10 protein-coding genes are annotated in these 16,407 nt (G+C 72.4%); 6 read left to right on the top strand and 4 right to left on the bottom strand.

Translation table 11 applies throughout. The features are described 5' to 3' along the window. Positions 1-337 precede the first annotated feature (337 nt). The 6 genes from ACIRA5_RS23090 (at position 338) to ACIRA5_RS23115 (ending at position 9,906) form a co-directional block, all read left to right on the top strand. On the top strand, positions 338-3,559 hold the full coding sequence (locus tag ACIRA5_RS23090) for an SCO5717 family growth-regulating ATPase (RefSeq protein ID WP_403693380.1): 3,222 nt from the start codon (positions 338-340) through the stop codon (positions 3,557-3,559). A 357-nt stretch (positions 3,560-3,916) separates the two neighbouring features. Then, positions 3,917-5,788 carry an ABC transporter substrate-binding protein gene (locus tag ACIRA5_RS23095; RefSeq protein WP_403693382.1) on the top strand — a complete coding sequence of 624 codons (1,872 nt, stop codon included), beginning with the start codon at positions 3,917-3,919 and terminating at the stop codon, positions 5,786-5,788. A gap of 80 nt (positions 5,789-5,868) precedes the next feature. Continuing rightward, a complete protein-coding gene (locus tag ACIRA5_RS23100; RefSeq protein ID WP_403693384.1) occupies positions 5,869-6,936 on the top strand; it encodes an ABC transporter permease in 1,068 nt (355 codons plus the stop codon). A 23-nt stretch (positions 6,937-6,959) separates the two neighbouring features. Then, on the top strand, positions 6,960-7,883 hold the full coding sequence (locus ACIRA5_RS23105) for an ABC transporter permease (RefSeq protein ID WP_403693386.1): 924 nt from the start codon (positions 6,960-6,962) through the stop codon (positions 7,881-7,883). After that, on the top strand, positions 7,880-8,899 hold the full coding sequence (locus ACIRA5_RS23110) for an ABC transporter ATP-binding protein (protein WP_403693387.1): 1,020 nt from the start codon (positions 7,880-7,882) through the stop codon (positions 8,897-8,899). The genes ACIRA5_RS23105 and ACIRA5_RS23110 overlap by 4 nt, the downstream gene beginning before the upstream one ends. Further along, on the top strand, positions 8,896-9,906 hold the full coding sequence (locus ACIRA5_RS23115) for an ABC transporter ATP-binding protein (protein ID WP_403693388.1): 1,011 nt from the start codon (positions 8,896-8,898) through the stop codon (positions 9,904-9,906). The genes ACIRA5_RS23110 and ACIRA5_RS23115 overlap by 4 nt, the downstream gene beginning before the upstream one ends. A 111-nt stretch (positions 9,907-10,017) precedes the next feature. Here ACIRA5_RS23115 and ACIRA5_RS23120 read toward each other — a convergent pair whose 3' ends face one another. The 4 genes from ACIRA5_RS23120 to rbfA all read right to left on the bottom strand — a co-directional run bounded on the left by ACIRA5_RS23120 (position 10,018) and on the right by rbfA (position 16,391). After that, positions 10,018-10,971, bottom strand: coding sequence for a bifunctional riboflavin kinase/FAD synthetase (locus ACIRA5_RS23120; RefSeq protein WP_403693389.1), 954 nt, complete (start codon positions 10,969-10,971; stop codon positions 10,018-10,020). 116 nt (positions 10,972-11,087) lie between these two features. Then, positions 11,088-14,762, bottom strand: coding sequence for a trypsin-like peptidase domain-containing protein (locus tag ACIRA5_RS23125; protein WP_403693391.1), 3,675 nt, complete (start codon positions 14,760-14,762; stop codon positions 11,088-11,090). A gap of 271 nt (positions 14,763-15,033) precedes the next feature. Then, entirely contained in the window at positions 15,034-15,939 is a 906-nt protein-coding gene (gene truB, locus ACIRA5_RS23130; protein ID WP_403693393.1) for a tRNA pseudouridine(55) synthase TruB, read from the bottom strand. After that, entirely contained in the window at positions 15,936-16,391 is a 456-nt protein-coding gene (gene rbfA / locus ACIRA5_RS23135; protein ID WP_054232827.1) for a 30S ribosome-binding factor RbfA, read from the bottom strand. The genes truB and rbfA overlap by 4 nt, the downstream gene beginning before the upstream one ends. Between the last annotated feature and the right edge of the window lie 16 nt (positions 16,392-16,407).

The raw sequence follows: 16,407 nt of genomic DNA on the forward strand, positions 1-16,407 counted from the left end.
CGACTCAACATCGGTCCGTAATTCGACCTTTGGGAATGATTTCCCCCTTGTCGCGCCCAGCTTGTTCACCACGATTGCCCGGTTTGTTAACTCCCTTGACGCGTGCGTACTCCGCTTCTGGGCACGGTGTGACGGAGCGGACCCGTGCGGAGGGGCGGACGGGCCTGCCGTCGTGGCGCTCGTGGTGATTAGGCTGGGACCGGGCGCGACCCGTATCCCTCGACCCACCCGTCGACGGACCCGCCCGCGCTTCGCACGAAGAGACGCGAAGACGGACGCGAAGCGAACGGTCGCGCCAGCACGGCATTGAGGGTGCTTGACCACACCAGGAGGAATTGTGAACAGCGATCGGGACGGGATCCGCGGGGGCTGGGCCACACCCGGCGATGACCAGTCCGACGCGGAGTCCGCCGTCGAGGCGACGGGCGAGTTCACCATCGACTACGCGCCGCCCGCCTGGTACACGCAGAACGCGTCGGGCCATTCGGCCCAGGCCTCGCCGACCCCACCTCCCCCGGCTCCCCCCGCGCCGTCCGCTCCGCCGGTGTCGTTCGACCCGGCCGCGCACGTTCCGCCGACCGTACCGGCCGACGAGGCGGGTCCCGGGAACGGTGACATCGAGAGCGGCGCGACCATGCGGTTCTCCGCCGCCGCGCTCAAGCGTGAGTTCGCGGAGCGGGAGGCCGCGGCCCGAGCCGCCGAGGAAACATCCACAGGCCCGGCCGGGGACGCCGCTGTCGCCGAGGGCGCGCCGGTCGGTGACGGACCGGACGGCGAGGACAAGACCGGCGGTGACTTCGAGCTGAGCGCACCCGCCGTGCCGGCCGGGGAGCAGCAGTCCGCCGAGGCCTCCGGTGAGGCCGCGGCGGGCGCGGAAGCGCCCTCGCCGGCGGAAGACGCGAACGCGGGCACGAGCGAGCACGACGGCACCGGCGCCGCGACTGCGGGCGACGCCACCGACGCCGCCCACTCCGCCGCGGGACACGGACAGGAGCCCGCGGACGTCGGGGCCGACGTGACGGACCCGACCGGTGGTGAAGACGGCCCGCACGGCGAGGTCGAGGCGTCGCAGGTTCCGGCCGACGCGGGCGACGACGACTCCGAGGACGCCACAGCCGCAGCCGCAGCCGCAGCCGATGGTGGTTTCGAGGAGCCCGCGGGTACCCCTGCCAGCGACGTCGAGAGCGCCGAGGATGCCGCCGACGCGGAGGGAGAGCGGCCCGTTGCCGCCGCGACGGCTCCCGACGCCCCCGTGTCCCAGGACGCGGCGGCGCAAGAAGCCGATGACTTCGACGACTGGCCCCAGAACATCGCGCCGGACACCTCGCCGGACGCCGGGACCGACGTACCGCAGGACGCGCAGACGGCCGCTCCCGCCTGGGCTCCCCCGCCGATGCCGCAGGGCGGACTACCGCCGCTGCCGCCCGCCTACCAGCCCGCAGCCCCGGCCCCGGCAGCCCAGTGGCCCTCCCCCCAGCCGGTCGTGCCATCGCAGCCCGGGCCCCCTCAGCAGCCGCAACCGGCGCCCGCCCAGGGCCAGGTACCCGTCCCGCCGCAGCCCTCGGCCGCGCAGGGACAGCCGACCATCCCGCCGCAGCCGACCGCCGCGCAGCGACAGCCGCCCCTGCCGCCCCAGCAGGGTGGCTACGGCTTTCCCCATCAGCAGCCCCAGCAGCAGCCCTACCCAGGGCCGCCGCCCGCCCAGCCGACGGTCCCGCCGCAGCAGCCGGTCGCCCAGCCGCAGCCGCCGTTCCAGCCGCAGGCTCCGCAACCCGCGCCCGCCGCGTGGCATCCGCAGGGCACGCCGCCCGCGCCGGGCCCCGTGGCCCCTCCGGTCGCCCACGCTCCCGTACCCGCGCCGCCCGCACCGCAGGACGGTTACGGCTTCCCGCACCCCGGGATTCCGGCTCCCGTCACGCCCAACCCCCCGGCCCCGCCGACCGGTTACGGGTTCCCGCAGCCGAGCGCCCCCATCCCGTCCCAGCCGGGACCGCAGCAGAGCGGCTACGGCTTCCCGCAGACGGGCGCGCCCGCTCCCCAGCCGGCCCCACCGCAGGCCAACGCGCCCCAGCCCCCCGCGCCGCAGGCCCCCGGCCCGCAGTCGGGCTACGGCTTCCCCCAGCCTCCGGCTCCCCACGCTCCCCAGGAGGGCGGCTACGGCTTCCCGCAGCAGCCCCACCCGGGACCGCAGCCGGACGCGCAGCAGGCGCAGCCCCAGCCGCCGGTGGACCCCCGTACCGGCGCGGCTTGGCCGCAGCCCATCCAGCACGACCAGCGTCAGCCCACCAACCCGGCCGCCGCCCCGCTCGGGTACACGGCCGCGGTGGAGTTGTCCTCCGACCGGCTGCTCAACAACAAGAAGCAGAAGGCCAAGAGCGGTCGCCCCTCCGGCGGCTCCTCGCGGTTCAAGTTCGGCGGGAAGAAGGAAGAGGCCGAGCGGCAGCGGAAGTTGGAGCTGATCCGGACGCCGGTGCTGTCGTGCTACCGGATCGCCGTCATCAGCCTCAAGGGCGGTGTCGGCAAGACGACGACCACCACCGCGCTCGGCTCCACGCTGGCCACCGAGCGACAGGACAAGATCCTGGCGATCGACGCCAACCCGGACGCGGGCACGCTCGGGCGCCGGGTGCGCCGCGAGACCGGGGCCACCATCCGCGACCTCGTGCAGGCGATCCCGTACCTGAACTCGTACATGGACATCAGGCGGTTCACCTCACAGGCCGCCTCCGGTCTGGAGATCATCGCCAACGACGTCGACCCGGCCGTCTCCACGACCTTCAACGACGAGGACTACCGGCGCGCGATCGACGTGCTGGGCAAGCAGTACCCGATCATCCTGACCGACTCGGGCACCGGTCTGCTGTACAGCGCCATGCGCGGGGTGCTCGACCTCGCCGACCAGCTCATCATCATCTCCACGCCGTCCGTCGACGGTGCCAGCAGTGCCAGTACGACACTGGACTGGCTGTCGGCGCACGGGTACGCGGATCTGGTCTCGCGGTCCCTCACCGTCATCTCCGGGGTGCGCGAGACCGGCAAGATGATCAAGGTGGAGGACATTGTCAGCCACTTCGAGACGCGCTGCCGCGGTGTCGTGGTCGTGCCGTTCGACGAGCATCTGGCCGCGGGCGCCGAGGTCGACCTCGACATGATGCGGCCCAAGGTGCGGGAGGCGTACTTCAACCTGTCCGCGATGGTCGCCGAGGACATCGTGCGGCACCAGCAGTCGCACGGGCTGTGGACGAACGACGGCAACCCGCCGCCGGTGGCCGCCCCGCCGATGCCGGGTCAGTACCTCTACCCGCAGGGCCAGGGCGTGCCAGGAGCACCGATGCCGGGGCAGCAGCCCCATCCCCAGCAGCCGGGCCGGCCGTATGCCGGGCCCCCGCAGCCCGGCCAGCACCATCCGGGGCCTCCCCAGCCTCCGCAGCCGGGCCAGCAGTTCCACCCGGGCCAGCCCGGTCAGCCGGGTCAGATGGGGCAGCCGGGTCAGCCCTATCCGCCGTACCAGGGCCAGCCCCCTCAGACCCCTCCCCCGCCCGCACCCCCACAGCAGTAACCGGACATCGACGCCGGACGTCGACAACCGGACATCAATAACCCGATCGGGCCCTTCAGGGGCACCGTTTCTCGCCGAGGCCCGCGCCCTGCCCCCAGGGTGCGGGCCTTCGCGTGTCCAGGCACGAAACAGGGCGTCACCCCCTGGCCAGGAGGGCTTCACCGGTCTGAACCAATGAGCGAAAAATCCGCGCCAACTCGTTATTTCCGCAGGCCACACGGGGTTCACGCGCCGTTGACGCGCCGAGACCGCCGCTGATAGACACACACATCAATCCCGCCGGCGTCCCCCGATCACCCTGATCCAGTAGGTCAACCAGCCATCCCTGTGCGAGCGATGACGCGAGGTCACCGACCCATGAACAGACACGATCAGCCCAACAGAGGACGTCTGCGCCCCCGGCTCCTCGCCGCCGCAGCCGCCGCCGCGCTCACCGTCACCGCCGGTCTCGCGACCCCGCTCAACCCGGCCCCTCAACAGGCCCAGGCCAAGGGGAGCCGGCAGGCCGAGGAGGGCAAGAAGGTCCTCACCGTCGCGGTCGCGCAGAGCGTCGACTCGCTGAGCCCCTTCCTGGCCTCACGCCTGCTCAGTACGAGCATCCACCGGCTCATGTACGAGTACCTGACCAACTACGACCCCGCGGACAACCACACCGTCCCGGGCCTTGCCACCAAGTGGGAGCCGTCCGCCGACAAGCTCACCTGGACCTACACGATCCGCTCGAACTCCAAGTGGTCGGACGGCCGGCAGGCCACCGCCGCGGACGCGGCATGGACGTTCAACAAGATGATGACGGACCAGGGCGCGGCCACCGCCAACGGCAGTTTCGTCACCAACTTCAGGAAGGTCACCGCCCCGAGCCCCACCCAGCTCGTCATCGAGCTGAAGAAGCCGCAGGCCACGATGGGCGCGCTCGATGTGCCGATCGTCCCCCAGCACATCTGGGAGAAGGTCAAGGACTTCTCGAAGTTCAACAACGACCAGAGCTTCCCGATCGTCGGCAACGGGCCGTTCGTCCTGACCGACTACAAGCCCGACAGCTATGCACGGCTGAAGCCGAACAAGACCTTCTGGCGCGGCGCCCCCAAGTTCGACGAGCTGGTCTTCAAGTACTTCAAGGACCAGGACGCCGCGGTGGCCGCCCTGCGCAAGGGCGAGGTCTCCTTCGTCGCGGGCTCCCCCGCGCTGACCCCCGCCCAGGCGGCGTCCCTCAAGGGCGAGCCGAACATCAAGGTCAACGACGCTCCGGGCCGTCGCTTCTACGCCCTCGCCACCAACCCCGGCGCCCAGTCCAAGGACGGCAAGCACTTCGGTGACGGCGCCGAGTCGCTGCTGAACCAGAAGGTGCGCCAGGCGCTCTTCATGGCGATCGACCGGAAGACCATCATCGACAAGGTCTTCCAGGGCCACGCCGTCGAGGGCGAGGGATACATCCCGCCGCGCTTCTCCACGTACTACTGGAAGCCGTCGGCGAGCCAGGAGCTCGTGTACGACCCGGCCAAGGCGGCCCAGCTCCTCGACGCGGCGGGCTACAAGAAGAACGCCGACGGCAAGCGCGTCGAGAAGAACGGCAAGCCGATCAATTACCGGATCCTCTGCCACGCCACCGACCCGAACGACAAGGCGGTCGGGCAGTACGTGAAGGAGTGGTTCGGCAAGCTCGGCATCGGCGTCACTCTCAACTGCCTCGACAACGTGACCGACCCCTGGCTGGCCGGCACGTACGACCTGGCCTTCGACGGCTGGTCCGTCAACCCGGACCCGGACTTCGTGCTGTCCATCCACACCTGCGGGGCGCTGCCCGCCACCCCCAAGGACACGGGCGCGACGGACAACTTCATCTGCGACAAGAAGTACGACGAGCTGTACGACCAGCAGCTGGCCGAGTACGACACCGCCAAGCGGGCGGACATCGTCAAGCAGATGGAGTCGCGGCTCTACGACACCGGGTACATGAACGTCATGGCGTACCCGAACGCGGTCGAGGCCTACCGCACCGACCAGATCAAGTCGATCGAGACGATGCCGAAGGCCGCGGGCAACATCTACGGCCAGGACGGTTACTGGAGCTGGTGGTCGGCGGTTCCGGCCGACGCCTCCGGTGCGTCCTCCGACGGTTCGAGCTCGACGGGCGTCATCATCGGCATCGTCGCGGGCGTCGTCGTTCTCGTGGGCGTCGGGGCGTTCTTCGCGATGCGACGCCGCGCCACGGCCGAGGACCGCGAGTAGACCTCCCCGTCCGCCGTCCCCGTATCCCGTCGCCCGACACCCACGGGGACCCCATGAACGTACGAGCGAATGAGTAGTTCATGACCGCTGAGGCAACACCCTCGCTGGTCGAGGCGACCGACGGTCCGGCCCAGGCCGGGCCGTCGGTCCGCGGACCACGGGCGCGCACCACCACCGCGTATCTGCGGTATGTGGCGGGCAAGTTGGGCGGCGCGGCCGTCTCGCTGCTGGCCGTCCTCGTCACCAGCTTCTTCCTCTTCCGGCTCATCCCCGGCGATCCGGTGAAGTACATGACGGGCGGCCGTCAGGTCTCCGCCGGGCAACTCGCCCACTACCGCGAGGAGTTCGGGCTCGACCTGCCGCTGTGGCAGCAGTTCACCGACTACTGCGGCAAGGCCCTCACCGGCGACCTGGGCACCTCGTACCAGTTCCGGGCCCCCGTCATCGACAAGATCTCCGAAGCGCTGCCGAACACCCTCCTGCTCACCGGCACGGCGTTCGTCCTGTACACCGCGCTCGGCATCTTCCTCGGCACCCGCTCCGCCTGGCGCAACGGCGGCAGGAGCGACCGCCTCAACACCGGTCTGGCCCTGACGCTGTACTCGATCCCGTCCTTCTGGCTCGGTCTGCTGCTCATCATCGTCTTCTCGGTGGGCATGGGGCCGATCCCGGGCCTGTTCCCGACCGGCGGCATGGAGTCGGGGGGCAAGGAGGGCTTCACGTACGTCCTCGATGTCGCCCACCATCTGATCCTGCCGGTGGTGACGCTGGTCGCCGTCGAGTACGGGCAGACCCTGCTGGTCACACGCTCGGCGCTGCTCGACGAGATGGGCAGCGACTATCTGACGACGGCGCGCGCGAAGGGCCTTCGGGACGATCTCGTCCGCCGTCGGCATGCCGTGCCGAACGCGCTGCTGCCGACCGTCACCCTCATCTTCATCAACCTCGGCCGGACGGTCGCGGGAGTGATCCTCGTCGAGACCGTCTTCTCCTGGCCGGGCCTGGGCGGGCTCTTCTACCAGGCGCTGAGCGTGCCCGATCTGCCACTGGTCCAGGGGCTGTTCTTCGTCTTCGCCTCGGCGGTGATCGTGATGAACACCCTGGCCGATCTGATCTATCCGCTGCTGGACCCACGGGTGGGCCGATGACCACGACCGAGTCGGACGGGCCGATGACAACCGAAGCAACCCCGCAGGTGGCCGCAGTCGGCCCGCGCACCCTCGCCTGGCAGCGGCGCCGCCACTCCGCCGTCCGCTTCTGGCGGCAGTACCGCACCCACCGGGCGGGCGTCTTCGGACTGGCCGCCCTCTCCCTCTTCGCCCTGATCGCCCTTTCCGCGCCGCTGACCGTCGGCTCCGACGTGCAGAGCGTGACCGACGCGCCGGGCGGCCCGATGGAGAGCCCCAGCGCCCGATTCCCGCTCGGCACCGACCAGTTCGGGCGCAATCTGCTCGGGCTCGTGGTGTGGGGTGCCCGGGTCTCACTGCTCGTCGGGCTGCTCGCGGCCGTGCTCTCCGTCGCGATCGGCGCGCTCATCGGGATCACCGCGGGCCATTTCCGCGGCTGGTACGCGACCGTGATCATGCGGATCACGGACTGGTTCCTGGTGATGCCGACGCTGGTGCTCGCGATCGCGCTGATGACCGTGATGTCGCGTTCGATCGGCACGATCATCCTGGCGATCGGCGTCACCACCTGGCCGACGACGGCCCGGCTGGTGCGGGCGCAGACCCTCGCCGTGGAGTCACGGCCCTACATCGAGCGGGCGAAGGCGCTCGGCGGCGGGCACTGGCACATCATGTCCCGGCACGTGCTGCCCAATGTGATGCCGCTGGTGCTGGCGCAGACCACCCTGATCATCTCCTCCGCGATCCTCGCCGAGGCGACCCTCGCCTTCCTCGGCCTCGGTGATCCGACGGTCGTGTCCTGGGGCGGACTGCTCCAGGACGCGCGGGAGGCGGGCGCGGTCAGCGCGGGCAAGTGGTGGTACCTGGTGCCGCCGGGGATCGCGATCGCGCTGGTGGCGCTGGCGTTCACGCTGTGCGGACGCGCGGTCGAGTCGGTCCTCAACCCCAAGCTGGGGGTGACCCGATGAGCACTCCGGCGAAGCGGCGTCTGCTGGAGGTCAGGAACCTCGAGGTGACGTACGCGGGCGGCGCGGCCGCCGTGCGCGGCGTGGACCTCTCCCTCGACGCGGGCCAGAAGCTCGGTATCGCGGGCGAGTCCGGCTGTGGCAAGTCCACGCTGGCGCTCGCGCTGCTGCGGCTGCTGCCCACGGGCACCCATACGAGCGGGGAGATCCTGCTCGACGGCGAGGACGTACTGACCATGAAGTGGGGCCGGGTGCGGGCGGTCCGCTGGGCGGGCGCCTCGATCGTCTTCCAGGGCGCGATGCACTCCCTCAACGCCGTGCACCGCATCGGCGACCAGATCGCCGAGCCGATCCTGCTCCACAAGAAGGCGACCCCGACGGGCGCGAAGAAGAAGACCGGCGAGCTGCTGGAACACGTGGGTCTGCCCGCCGCCCGCGCGAACGCCTACCCGCACGAGCTGTCCGGCGGGCAGCGCCAACGCGTCATGATCGCCATGGCCCTGGCCTGCGACCCCCGGCTCGTCATCGCCGACGAACCGACCACGGCCCTCGACGTGATGATCCAGGCCCAGATCCTGCGCCTGATCGAACAGCTCGTCGCCGAGCAGGAGTTGGGCCTGATCATGATCAGCCACGACCTCGCCGTGCTCGCCGACACCTGCGACCGGCTCGCGGTGATGTACGCGGGCCGTGTCGTCGAGGAGGGCCCGGCCCGGCAGGTGTACGAGGCGGCCCGGCACCCGTACGGCCAGGCGCTGTCGGCGGCGTTCCCGCGCATCGGCGACGCCGCCTCGCGGTTCGCGCCGCGCGGGCTGCCGGGCGATCCACCGGACCCGTCGGCGCTGCCGTCCGGCTGTACGTTCCATCCCCGCTGTGCGGTGGCCCTGGACAGCTGCGCCACCGAGGATCAGGCACTGCGGGAGGCGGGTGCGGGGCGGTGGGCCGCCTGTGTGCACGCCGGCGTGACCGTCCACGAGCCGGGCACCCCGGCGGAAGAAGCCAGGAGCAGCGCCCCATGACCACCACCCCTGTGACCTCGCCCCCCGTCACCGCGGCTCCCCTGCTCCGGGCCGAGGGCCTGCACATCGCCTTCCCCGGACGTCACGGCGCCGCCCGCGCGCGTGCCGTCGACGGGGTCGACCTCGATATCCGCCCCGGGGAGATCGTCGCCCTGGTCGGCGAGTCCGGCTGCGGCAAGACGACGCTGGCCCGCTCCCTGCTCGGTCTGGTCCCGCCGACCGACGGCCGCGTCACCTTCGACGGGGCGCCGCTCGACTACTCCGCACGCGCTCTCAAGGCCTATCGCAAGCGTGTGCAGCTGGTCCTGCAGGATCCCAGCGGCTCGCTCAACCCCCGGCACACGGTGTACGACGCGGTGGCCGAGGGGCTGCGCATCCACAAGTACGGCGGCGACGAGCGGGCGGCGGTCGCCGAAGCCCTCTCCCGGGCCGGTCTGCGCCCGCCGGAGCGCTTCTTCCTGCGTTACCCGCACGAGCTGTCCGGCGGCCAGCGTCAGCGCGTCGTCATCGCGGGCGCACTGGTCCTGGAGCCCGAACTCATCGTCGCCGACGAGCCGGTGGCCTCCCTCGACGCGTCGGTACGCGGCGAGATCCTCGCCCTGCTGCTGCGGCTGCGCACCGAACTCGGCCTGTCCGCCCTGGTGGTGACCCACGACCTGGGGCTCGCGTGGAACATCGCCGACCGGGTCGCGGTGATGTATCTGGGCCGGATCGTGGAGACCGGCGAGGTGGAGAAGGTCCTGACCGCGCCCCGGCACCCGTACACGCAGGCCCTGTTGTCCGTCCTCCCGGAGGCCCCGGGCGACCCCGTGGTCCTCACCGGCGAACCCCCGGACCCCTCCCGCATCCCCGTCGGCTGCCGCTTCCACGCGCGCTGCCAGATCCTGGCGAGCGGAGAGGCCGAACGGGCGGGCGTCGCGGACGCGTGCCGAGGCGAGGACCTGGAGGTACTGAACGGCAGCGGCGAGGCACAGGTGGCGTGCCACTGGGCACGGCTCGATACGTGAAGCGGGCGGCGCGGGGACGGACGCTCAGTACGTGAAAGACGGACGCTCAGTACGCGAAAAGGGGCGCCCGGTGCCTTGGAGAGCACCGGCGCCCCTGTCCCGTACGACGGGTCACTCCCCGTCGTACGCCTCGATCAGCTCGCGCGAGCGCTTCACATCGTCGGCGATGGCTTCCAGCAGCGCCTCGATGGATTCGAACTTGGCCATGCCGCGGACGTAGGCGAGGAAGTCGACGGCGACGTGCAGGCCGTACAGGTCGAGGCCGACGCGGTCGATGGCGTACGCCTCGACGGTGCGCTCGGTCCCGTCGAACTGCGGGTTCGTGCCGACGGAGATCGCGGCGGGCATCGCCTCGCCCTCGACGTGCAGCCAGCCGGCGTAGACGCCGTCGGCGGGGATCGCGGTGTGCGGGAGGGTCTCGACGTTGGCCGTGGGGAAGCCGAGCTCGCGGCCGCGCTGGGCGCCGCGGACGACGATCCCCTCGACGCGGTGCGGGCGGCCCAGGATCTCGCGCGCGCCCTCCACATCGCCCTCGGCCACCAGCCGCCGGGTCAGGGTCGAGGAGAACGGCTGACCGCCCCCGGCGGAACCGCTCACGTACAGCTCCACCACCTCGACGTCGAAGTCGTACGTCTTGCCCTGCTCGCGCAGGAAGTCGACATTGCCGGCCGCCTTGTGGCCGAAACGGAAGTTCGGGCCCTCGACGACGGCCTTGGCGTGCAGCTTGTCGACGAGCACCTTGGCCACGAAGTCGGCGGGCGACAGCTTCGAGAACTCGGTGGTGAAGGGGAGGATGAGCAGCGCGTCCACACCCAGATCGGCGCACAGCTCGGCGCGCCGGTGGTGCGGGGCGAGCAGCGGGGGGTGGCTGCCGGGGCGCACGACCTCGCTCGGGTGCGGGTCGAAGGTCACCACGACGGAGGGAACGCCCAGCTCACGGGCGCGGTCCACGGCATGCTTGATGATCAGCTGGTGTCCGCGGTGCACCCCGTCGTAGGAACCGATGGTGACGACGCTGCGCCCCCAGTCCTCGGGGATGTCCTCCAAGCCACGCCAGCGCTGCACTGTGACCGCTCCTTGTCGAACCCGTGTCCGTGATTGCCTCATTCGCAGCTCTAAGGGTGCCATGCCGAGTGCGCTCGGTTCGCATCGGCATCGGGGTGTGACGCATCGCGCACGGTTCAGGCCGGAACCCGTGGCCCGGCGAGGTTCTCGATCATGCGGCGGGTGCTCGGGCCGACCACCCCGGCCCACTCGTCGGGAGAGGTGGTCAGCCAGCGCGCCACCAGGGTCGCGAAGCCGGGAACCCGACGGGCCAGCTCGACCAGACAGCGGTCGAATCCGGTGGCTCCGGCCGGGGTGCGGACGAGGAGCAGGCCCGTGCGGTACACCAGCTCCCGGGTGGGTTCCTCGCCCCGACGGGCCGCGCCGTCCGCGGCGGCCCGCAGCAGGGTGTCGAGAACGGCAGGGTCCTGCTCGTGTGCGAGCAGCAGGTCCAGCAGCTCGCGCCGCAACGGGCCGCACTCCCGGCTGCCCGGCGCCGCCAGGACGGCCGCGAGGGCCGCCCGCACCGGAGCCGGGCAGCCGACCAGCAGACCGGTGACCAGCGGGAAGAGGACGGATCGTGCCGCGGAACCGTGTTCGAGGCGCCGGTCGACATACGCGGCCACGTGCGTGGCGGCCTCGGGACACAGCTCCACCACCTCCCTGACCAGCACACCAACGCGGCGGGCGAGCGCGGGCGTGGTGACGTCGGCGAGCGTGCGCAGCGCCTCCGAGGTGTCCGCGCCCGGCTGTCGCAGCCGGACCCGGAAGGCTTCGAGCACCGGGTCGGGATGCGTGTTCAGGGCCGCGACCAGCGCACTGGCGGGCAGCCGCGGATCGCCCGCGGCGAAGCGCTCCAGCGCCTGCGGCAGGTACCGGGCCCGCGTCCACGGGTCCCGTACGAGCAGGGCGAGCGCGCCGCCGTGCAGCGTGCAGTCGGCGGGGCGGGCGAGCAGGGTCAGCGCCGCGTACCGCAGCAGCTCGCGGTCGGCCTCGGTGCGCACATGCGGCGCGGCGCGCAGCCCGTACGCCATCGCCGCCACCCGCCGGGCCGGGCGCTCGTCGTGCGCCCACCGGTCCACCGCCCGGCAGACGGCCGAGGGCTCCTCCTCGGCGAGCGCGGCCAGCAGCTCGTCCCCGCGCCGGTGGGCGCGGTCGACCAGGGCCTCCGCGAGGTCGTCCAGGGCGCGCCGCCGGTGCGCGTACAGCAGGGCCTGCGCGGCGGTCGCCACGGTCGCGTGGGGCGTCGCGGGCAGCGGCCGGTCGTCGTCGAACCAGGGGGTGAGGTGGGGCTGTACGGCGGTGGGGTCGGCGGCGAGGAGCCGGGCGACGGCGTCCAGGTAGCGCGGGGCCTGCGGGGGACGGCGGCGGTGGGCGCCGGAGGTGGTGCGGGACCCCGCGGCCGGGCCCGCCTGTCGCGGCGCCCCGTCCACCACGACCAGGCGCCTGAGCAGGTCGAACCGCTCCGCCTCCGGCAACGGCAGCGCCTCCCAGAAGGAGGGCCCGAACTCCGCCGGCACACCCCGGCCTTCGGTCCGCCACGCCACGATCCGCTCGGCGAGCAGCCTCAGCACCCGGGTGTACGGGGTCGCGTCGGGCACGCGCACCAGGACGTCGGCGAGGAGGTGGGTGGCCCACCAGGTGCCGTCCCCGGCCGGGCCACCGTCCTCGGCCGGGCCACCGTCCTCGGTCGGGGCGGACTCCTCCGCCTGCAGGTCCTCGACGGCCTCGACCAGGTCTTCGAGGTGGCGGGACAGCGCACCGGCGCCCTGGTGCCGGGCCAGCAGGAGGAGGGCCTGCACGACAGGGCCGATGCGGTGGCGCGGGACGGGCACGGATCGGCTCTGGGCGGATGGGCGTAAGGGCGTGCGCTGGGACGGTACCCGTTCGCAACGCCAGGCTTCGCGGCGCCGGTGGACCAGGGCGTGCAGGGCCGGATCCAGGTCCAGGTGGGTGCCCTGGATCCAGTCGGCGAGCTCCTCGTGGGCGAACCGGTAGCCGCTCCCGGCGGGGATCAGGAGGCCCTCGGTGAGGACGGCGGAGGCCCAGCCGGAGATACGCCCAGGGCGGCCCCCCGGGGCAGGGCCCCAGGGGAAGACGGCCTCGAAGGACACGCGGTCCAGCTGGCCCTGGCCGGGCCCAAGACAGCGCCGCGCGGCCTCGTGCACCTGGCCGGAGACCTGGGCTGCGAGCCTTCGTACGGCCGTGCCGCGCAGTCCGTTCGCCGCCGCGAGCCGGACCGCGACGCGCAGGCACATCAGGTCCAGATGGGCGGCGAAGACCTCGTCCCGGTCGAGTGGTCGGGGCGGCGGGTCCGGCAGTGCGGCGCTCACCTCCGCCAGCAGCCGCAGCGTCAGCGGATGCCGCGCGTCGGCGGCCACCAGCGCGTCGGCGGGGATCCCGGCCCGCGACCGCAGCCGCCGCGCCTCCTCCTCGGTCAGCTCGCCCAGCCGGACGCAGGGCGGAAGCGACGGCTCCGGGTCGGCGTCGGCCCGGTGCAGCGACTCCGCCGGGAACCGGGTCCCCGCCTGCTCCCAGTACTCGGCGCGGCAGGCGACGACGAGCCGCGCCCCGCTCGCCCGCAGCCACTCGGCCGTGCCCGCGGTCCACTCGGGCAGGCGGTGGGCGAGGTCGGGCGGCATCTCCTCAGGTCCGTCGAGCAGGAGCAGCAGGGGCCGTCCGACGGCCCCTGCCAGCCGGGCCAGCCGGTCGGGACCGATGTCGCCGAGCTCTCCGTCGTACCCGCCGGGGGGCAGCACCCCCGGCTCCCGGTGCGCCCCCTCCTCCGGGGCCGCCACGATCCGCCCCGCCCGCTCCAGCGCCCGGGTGGCCGCGTCGGCGACGGAGGTGTCCGTGGCGAGGAGGTCGGCTCCGCGCAGCCAGAGTGTGGGGGCCGGCTCGGCGCTGCGGGCGCGGCGGGCGGCGAGCGCCGCGAGCTCCGTCGTACGGCCGCTGCCGGGTGGGCCGACGAGTCCGAGGACGGCGGCCGGGCCGCTCTCGAAGGCCGCGAACTCCCTTACGACGGCGGCCCGTTCGACGGTGGCGGGTGACGCGCCGTCGATGCCCGGGGAGGTCGCGGCTCCGGGGCCGTCCGAGCCCACCGAGGTCGCCGTGAGTTCGAGTACGCCTGCCGGATTGAGATCGGCCCCGTACGCGGGGACGGTGGTGGCGTTGCGGTCGAGGAGTTCGGCGAGCGGACCCGTGACGCCGGGAGTGCGCAGGAGGACCGCGAAACCCGCGGCCCGGTGCTCGGTGTGCAGCGCGGTGCCGAGCACTCCGACGACCGCTCTGGTCGCGGCGTCGAGGACCGGCCCCCCGGCCGCCCCGCCGCCCAGCCGGAGCGCGTCCGCGCCGGCCGTGCCGATCGCCAACTCCAGTGCCTCGTCGAGGAGATGGCAGCGATCGGTCGCCGTGTACGTCACAGTCGTGCTGCCCAGCACCCGGGCCTCGCGCCAGCCGCCCGCGGGGATGCGGACATACGTGCCGGTCTCGACCCGCTCGCGCACGGTGACGGGGAGCGGGTCGAGGCCGAGGCCCTCGGTGCGTACGAGCGCCAGATCGGTTTCGGGGAGCGGGGTCACGGCGTCCGCGGTCACCACACAGCTGCGGTCGCCGGGCGCGTGCAGCACGAGGCGGGCCAGACCGTCGACGGCCTCGTGGCTGGTGATCACCGTGCCGTGGTGGTCGGCGACGAAACCCGTGCCGCGCGGACGTCCGGCCAGGTCGCAGACGCGCACCAGAATCTCGTCCCGCGCGCGGCGGGCGTCGTCCGGTGTCTGCTCGTGCCCGGTCCGCGGGCCCCGTCCCGCCATGCTCGAACCTCCCCGCCGTGCTCTTTCTTCCGACGGTAGGCGCCAAATGATCAGCGGGACAGATCACGCGAGAAACGCGCCCCCTTCTGCTCCCTCGGTTCACTCCGAGCGCCTGCCCGAAGGGGTGAATAGGGCAGGGCGGATGGATACACCCTTGGGTGGGGGAACCGAGGGGGGACCGTGGAGCGGCGGGCACGAAACCCCGTGACCGCCGCTCCACGGGCAGGCGCCCGAGCATGAAGGGGCTTCGGCCTGAGCCTCAGCCTCGTCCTCAGCCGAACACGGCGAGGCTCTTCGCCTTGCCCTTCTCTTCCTCCACCAGCGCGAGGAACCGGCCCTCGGCGTCGAACACGGCCACCGCGCCGGCCCCCGCGTACTCCTCGGGGATCTCCAGGCGTACGCCGTTGAGCAGCAGCCGGGCCCGCTTGGCGTCCACGTCCCAGCGCGGGAACGCGGCCGCGGCGGCCTCGGCGATCGGCATCACGGTCAGCTCCTCCTGGAGCTGGTCGAGGGTCCGCGCGGAGTCGAGCTTGTACGGGCCGACGCGGGTGCGGCGCAGAGCGGTGAGGTGACCGCCGACGCCCAGGTCCGCGCCCAGGTCCCGGGCGAGCGCCCGGATGTACGTCCCGGACGAGCAGACCACGGAGACGACCAGGTCGAGCACCGGCGTGCCGTCCTCGGCCACGGCGTCCCGGATGTCGTACACCGCGAAGGAGGAGACCGTCACCGGGCGGGCCGGGATCTCGAAGTCCTCTCCCTCGCGTGCCCGCTTGTACGAGCGCACCCCGTCGATCTTGATGGCGCTGACCTTGGACGGCACCTGCATGATCCGGCCGGTGAGCTTGGCGACCCCGGCGTCGATGGCCTCCCGGGTCACCCGAGAGGCGTCGGTGGACGAAGTGATGTCGCCCTCGGCGTCGTCCGTCAGCGTGTCCTGGCCGAGCCGGATGGTCCCCAGATACTCCTTCTCGGTGAGCGCGAGGTGCCCGAGGAGCTTGGTCGCCTTCTCGACACCGAGGACGAGCACGCCCGTCGCCATGGGGTCGAGGGTGCCGGCATGTCCGACGCGGCGGGTCCTGGCGATCCCGCGCATCTTGGCGACCACGTCGTGCGAAGTGAAGCCCGACGGCTTGTCGACGATGACAAGCCCGTCGGGCGTCTTGGTCTTCTGCGTCATTCCGCGGCGTCGCCGTCCGTCTCGTCGTCCTCGCCCGGCTTCTTGTACGGGTCCGCGTCACCGGCGAAGGTGGCACCGGCCGAGACCTCGCGCACCTTCGCGTCCGAGGCCCGCGCCTTGTCGAGCAGGTCCTCGATCGTCTTGGCGGTGTCCGGCAGGGCGTCCGCGACGAAGGTCAGCGTCGGTGTGAACTTCACGCCCGCCGCCGCGCCGACCGCCGAGCGGAGCACGCCCTTGGCGCTCTCCAGGCCCGCGGCCGCGGCCGCGCGCTCCTCGTCGTCCCCGTAGACCGTGTAGAAGACGGTCGCCTCCCGGAGGTCCCCGGTGACCCGGGTGTCCGTGATGGTGACATGGGTGCCGAGCCGCGGGTCCTTGATCCCACGCTGCAGCTTCTGGGCCACCACCTCTCGGATGAGGTCCGCCAGCCTCTTGGCACGCGCGTTGTCGGCCACTGGTCCGTCTCCTTCT

This window comes from Streptomyces sp. NPDC096311, assembly GCF_044763085.1.
GTDB lineage: Bacteria > Actinomycetota > Actinomycetes > Streptomycetales > Streptomycetaceae > Streptomyces.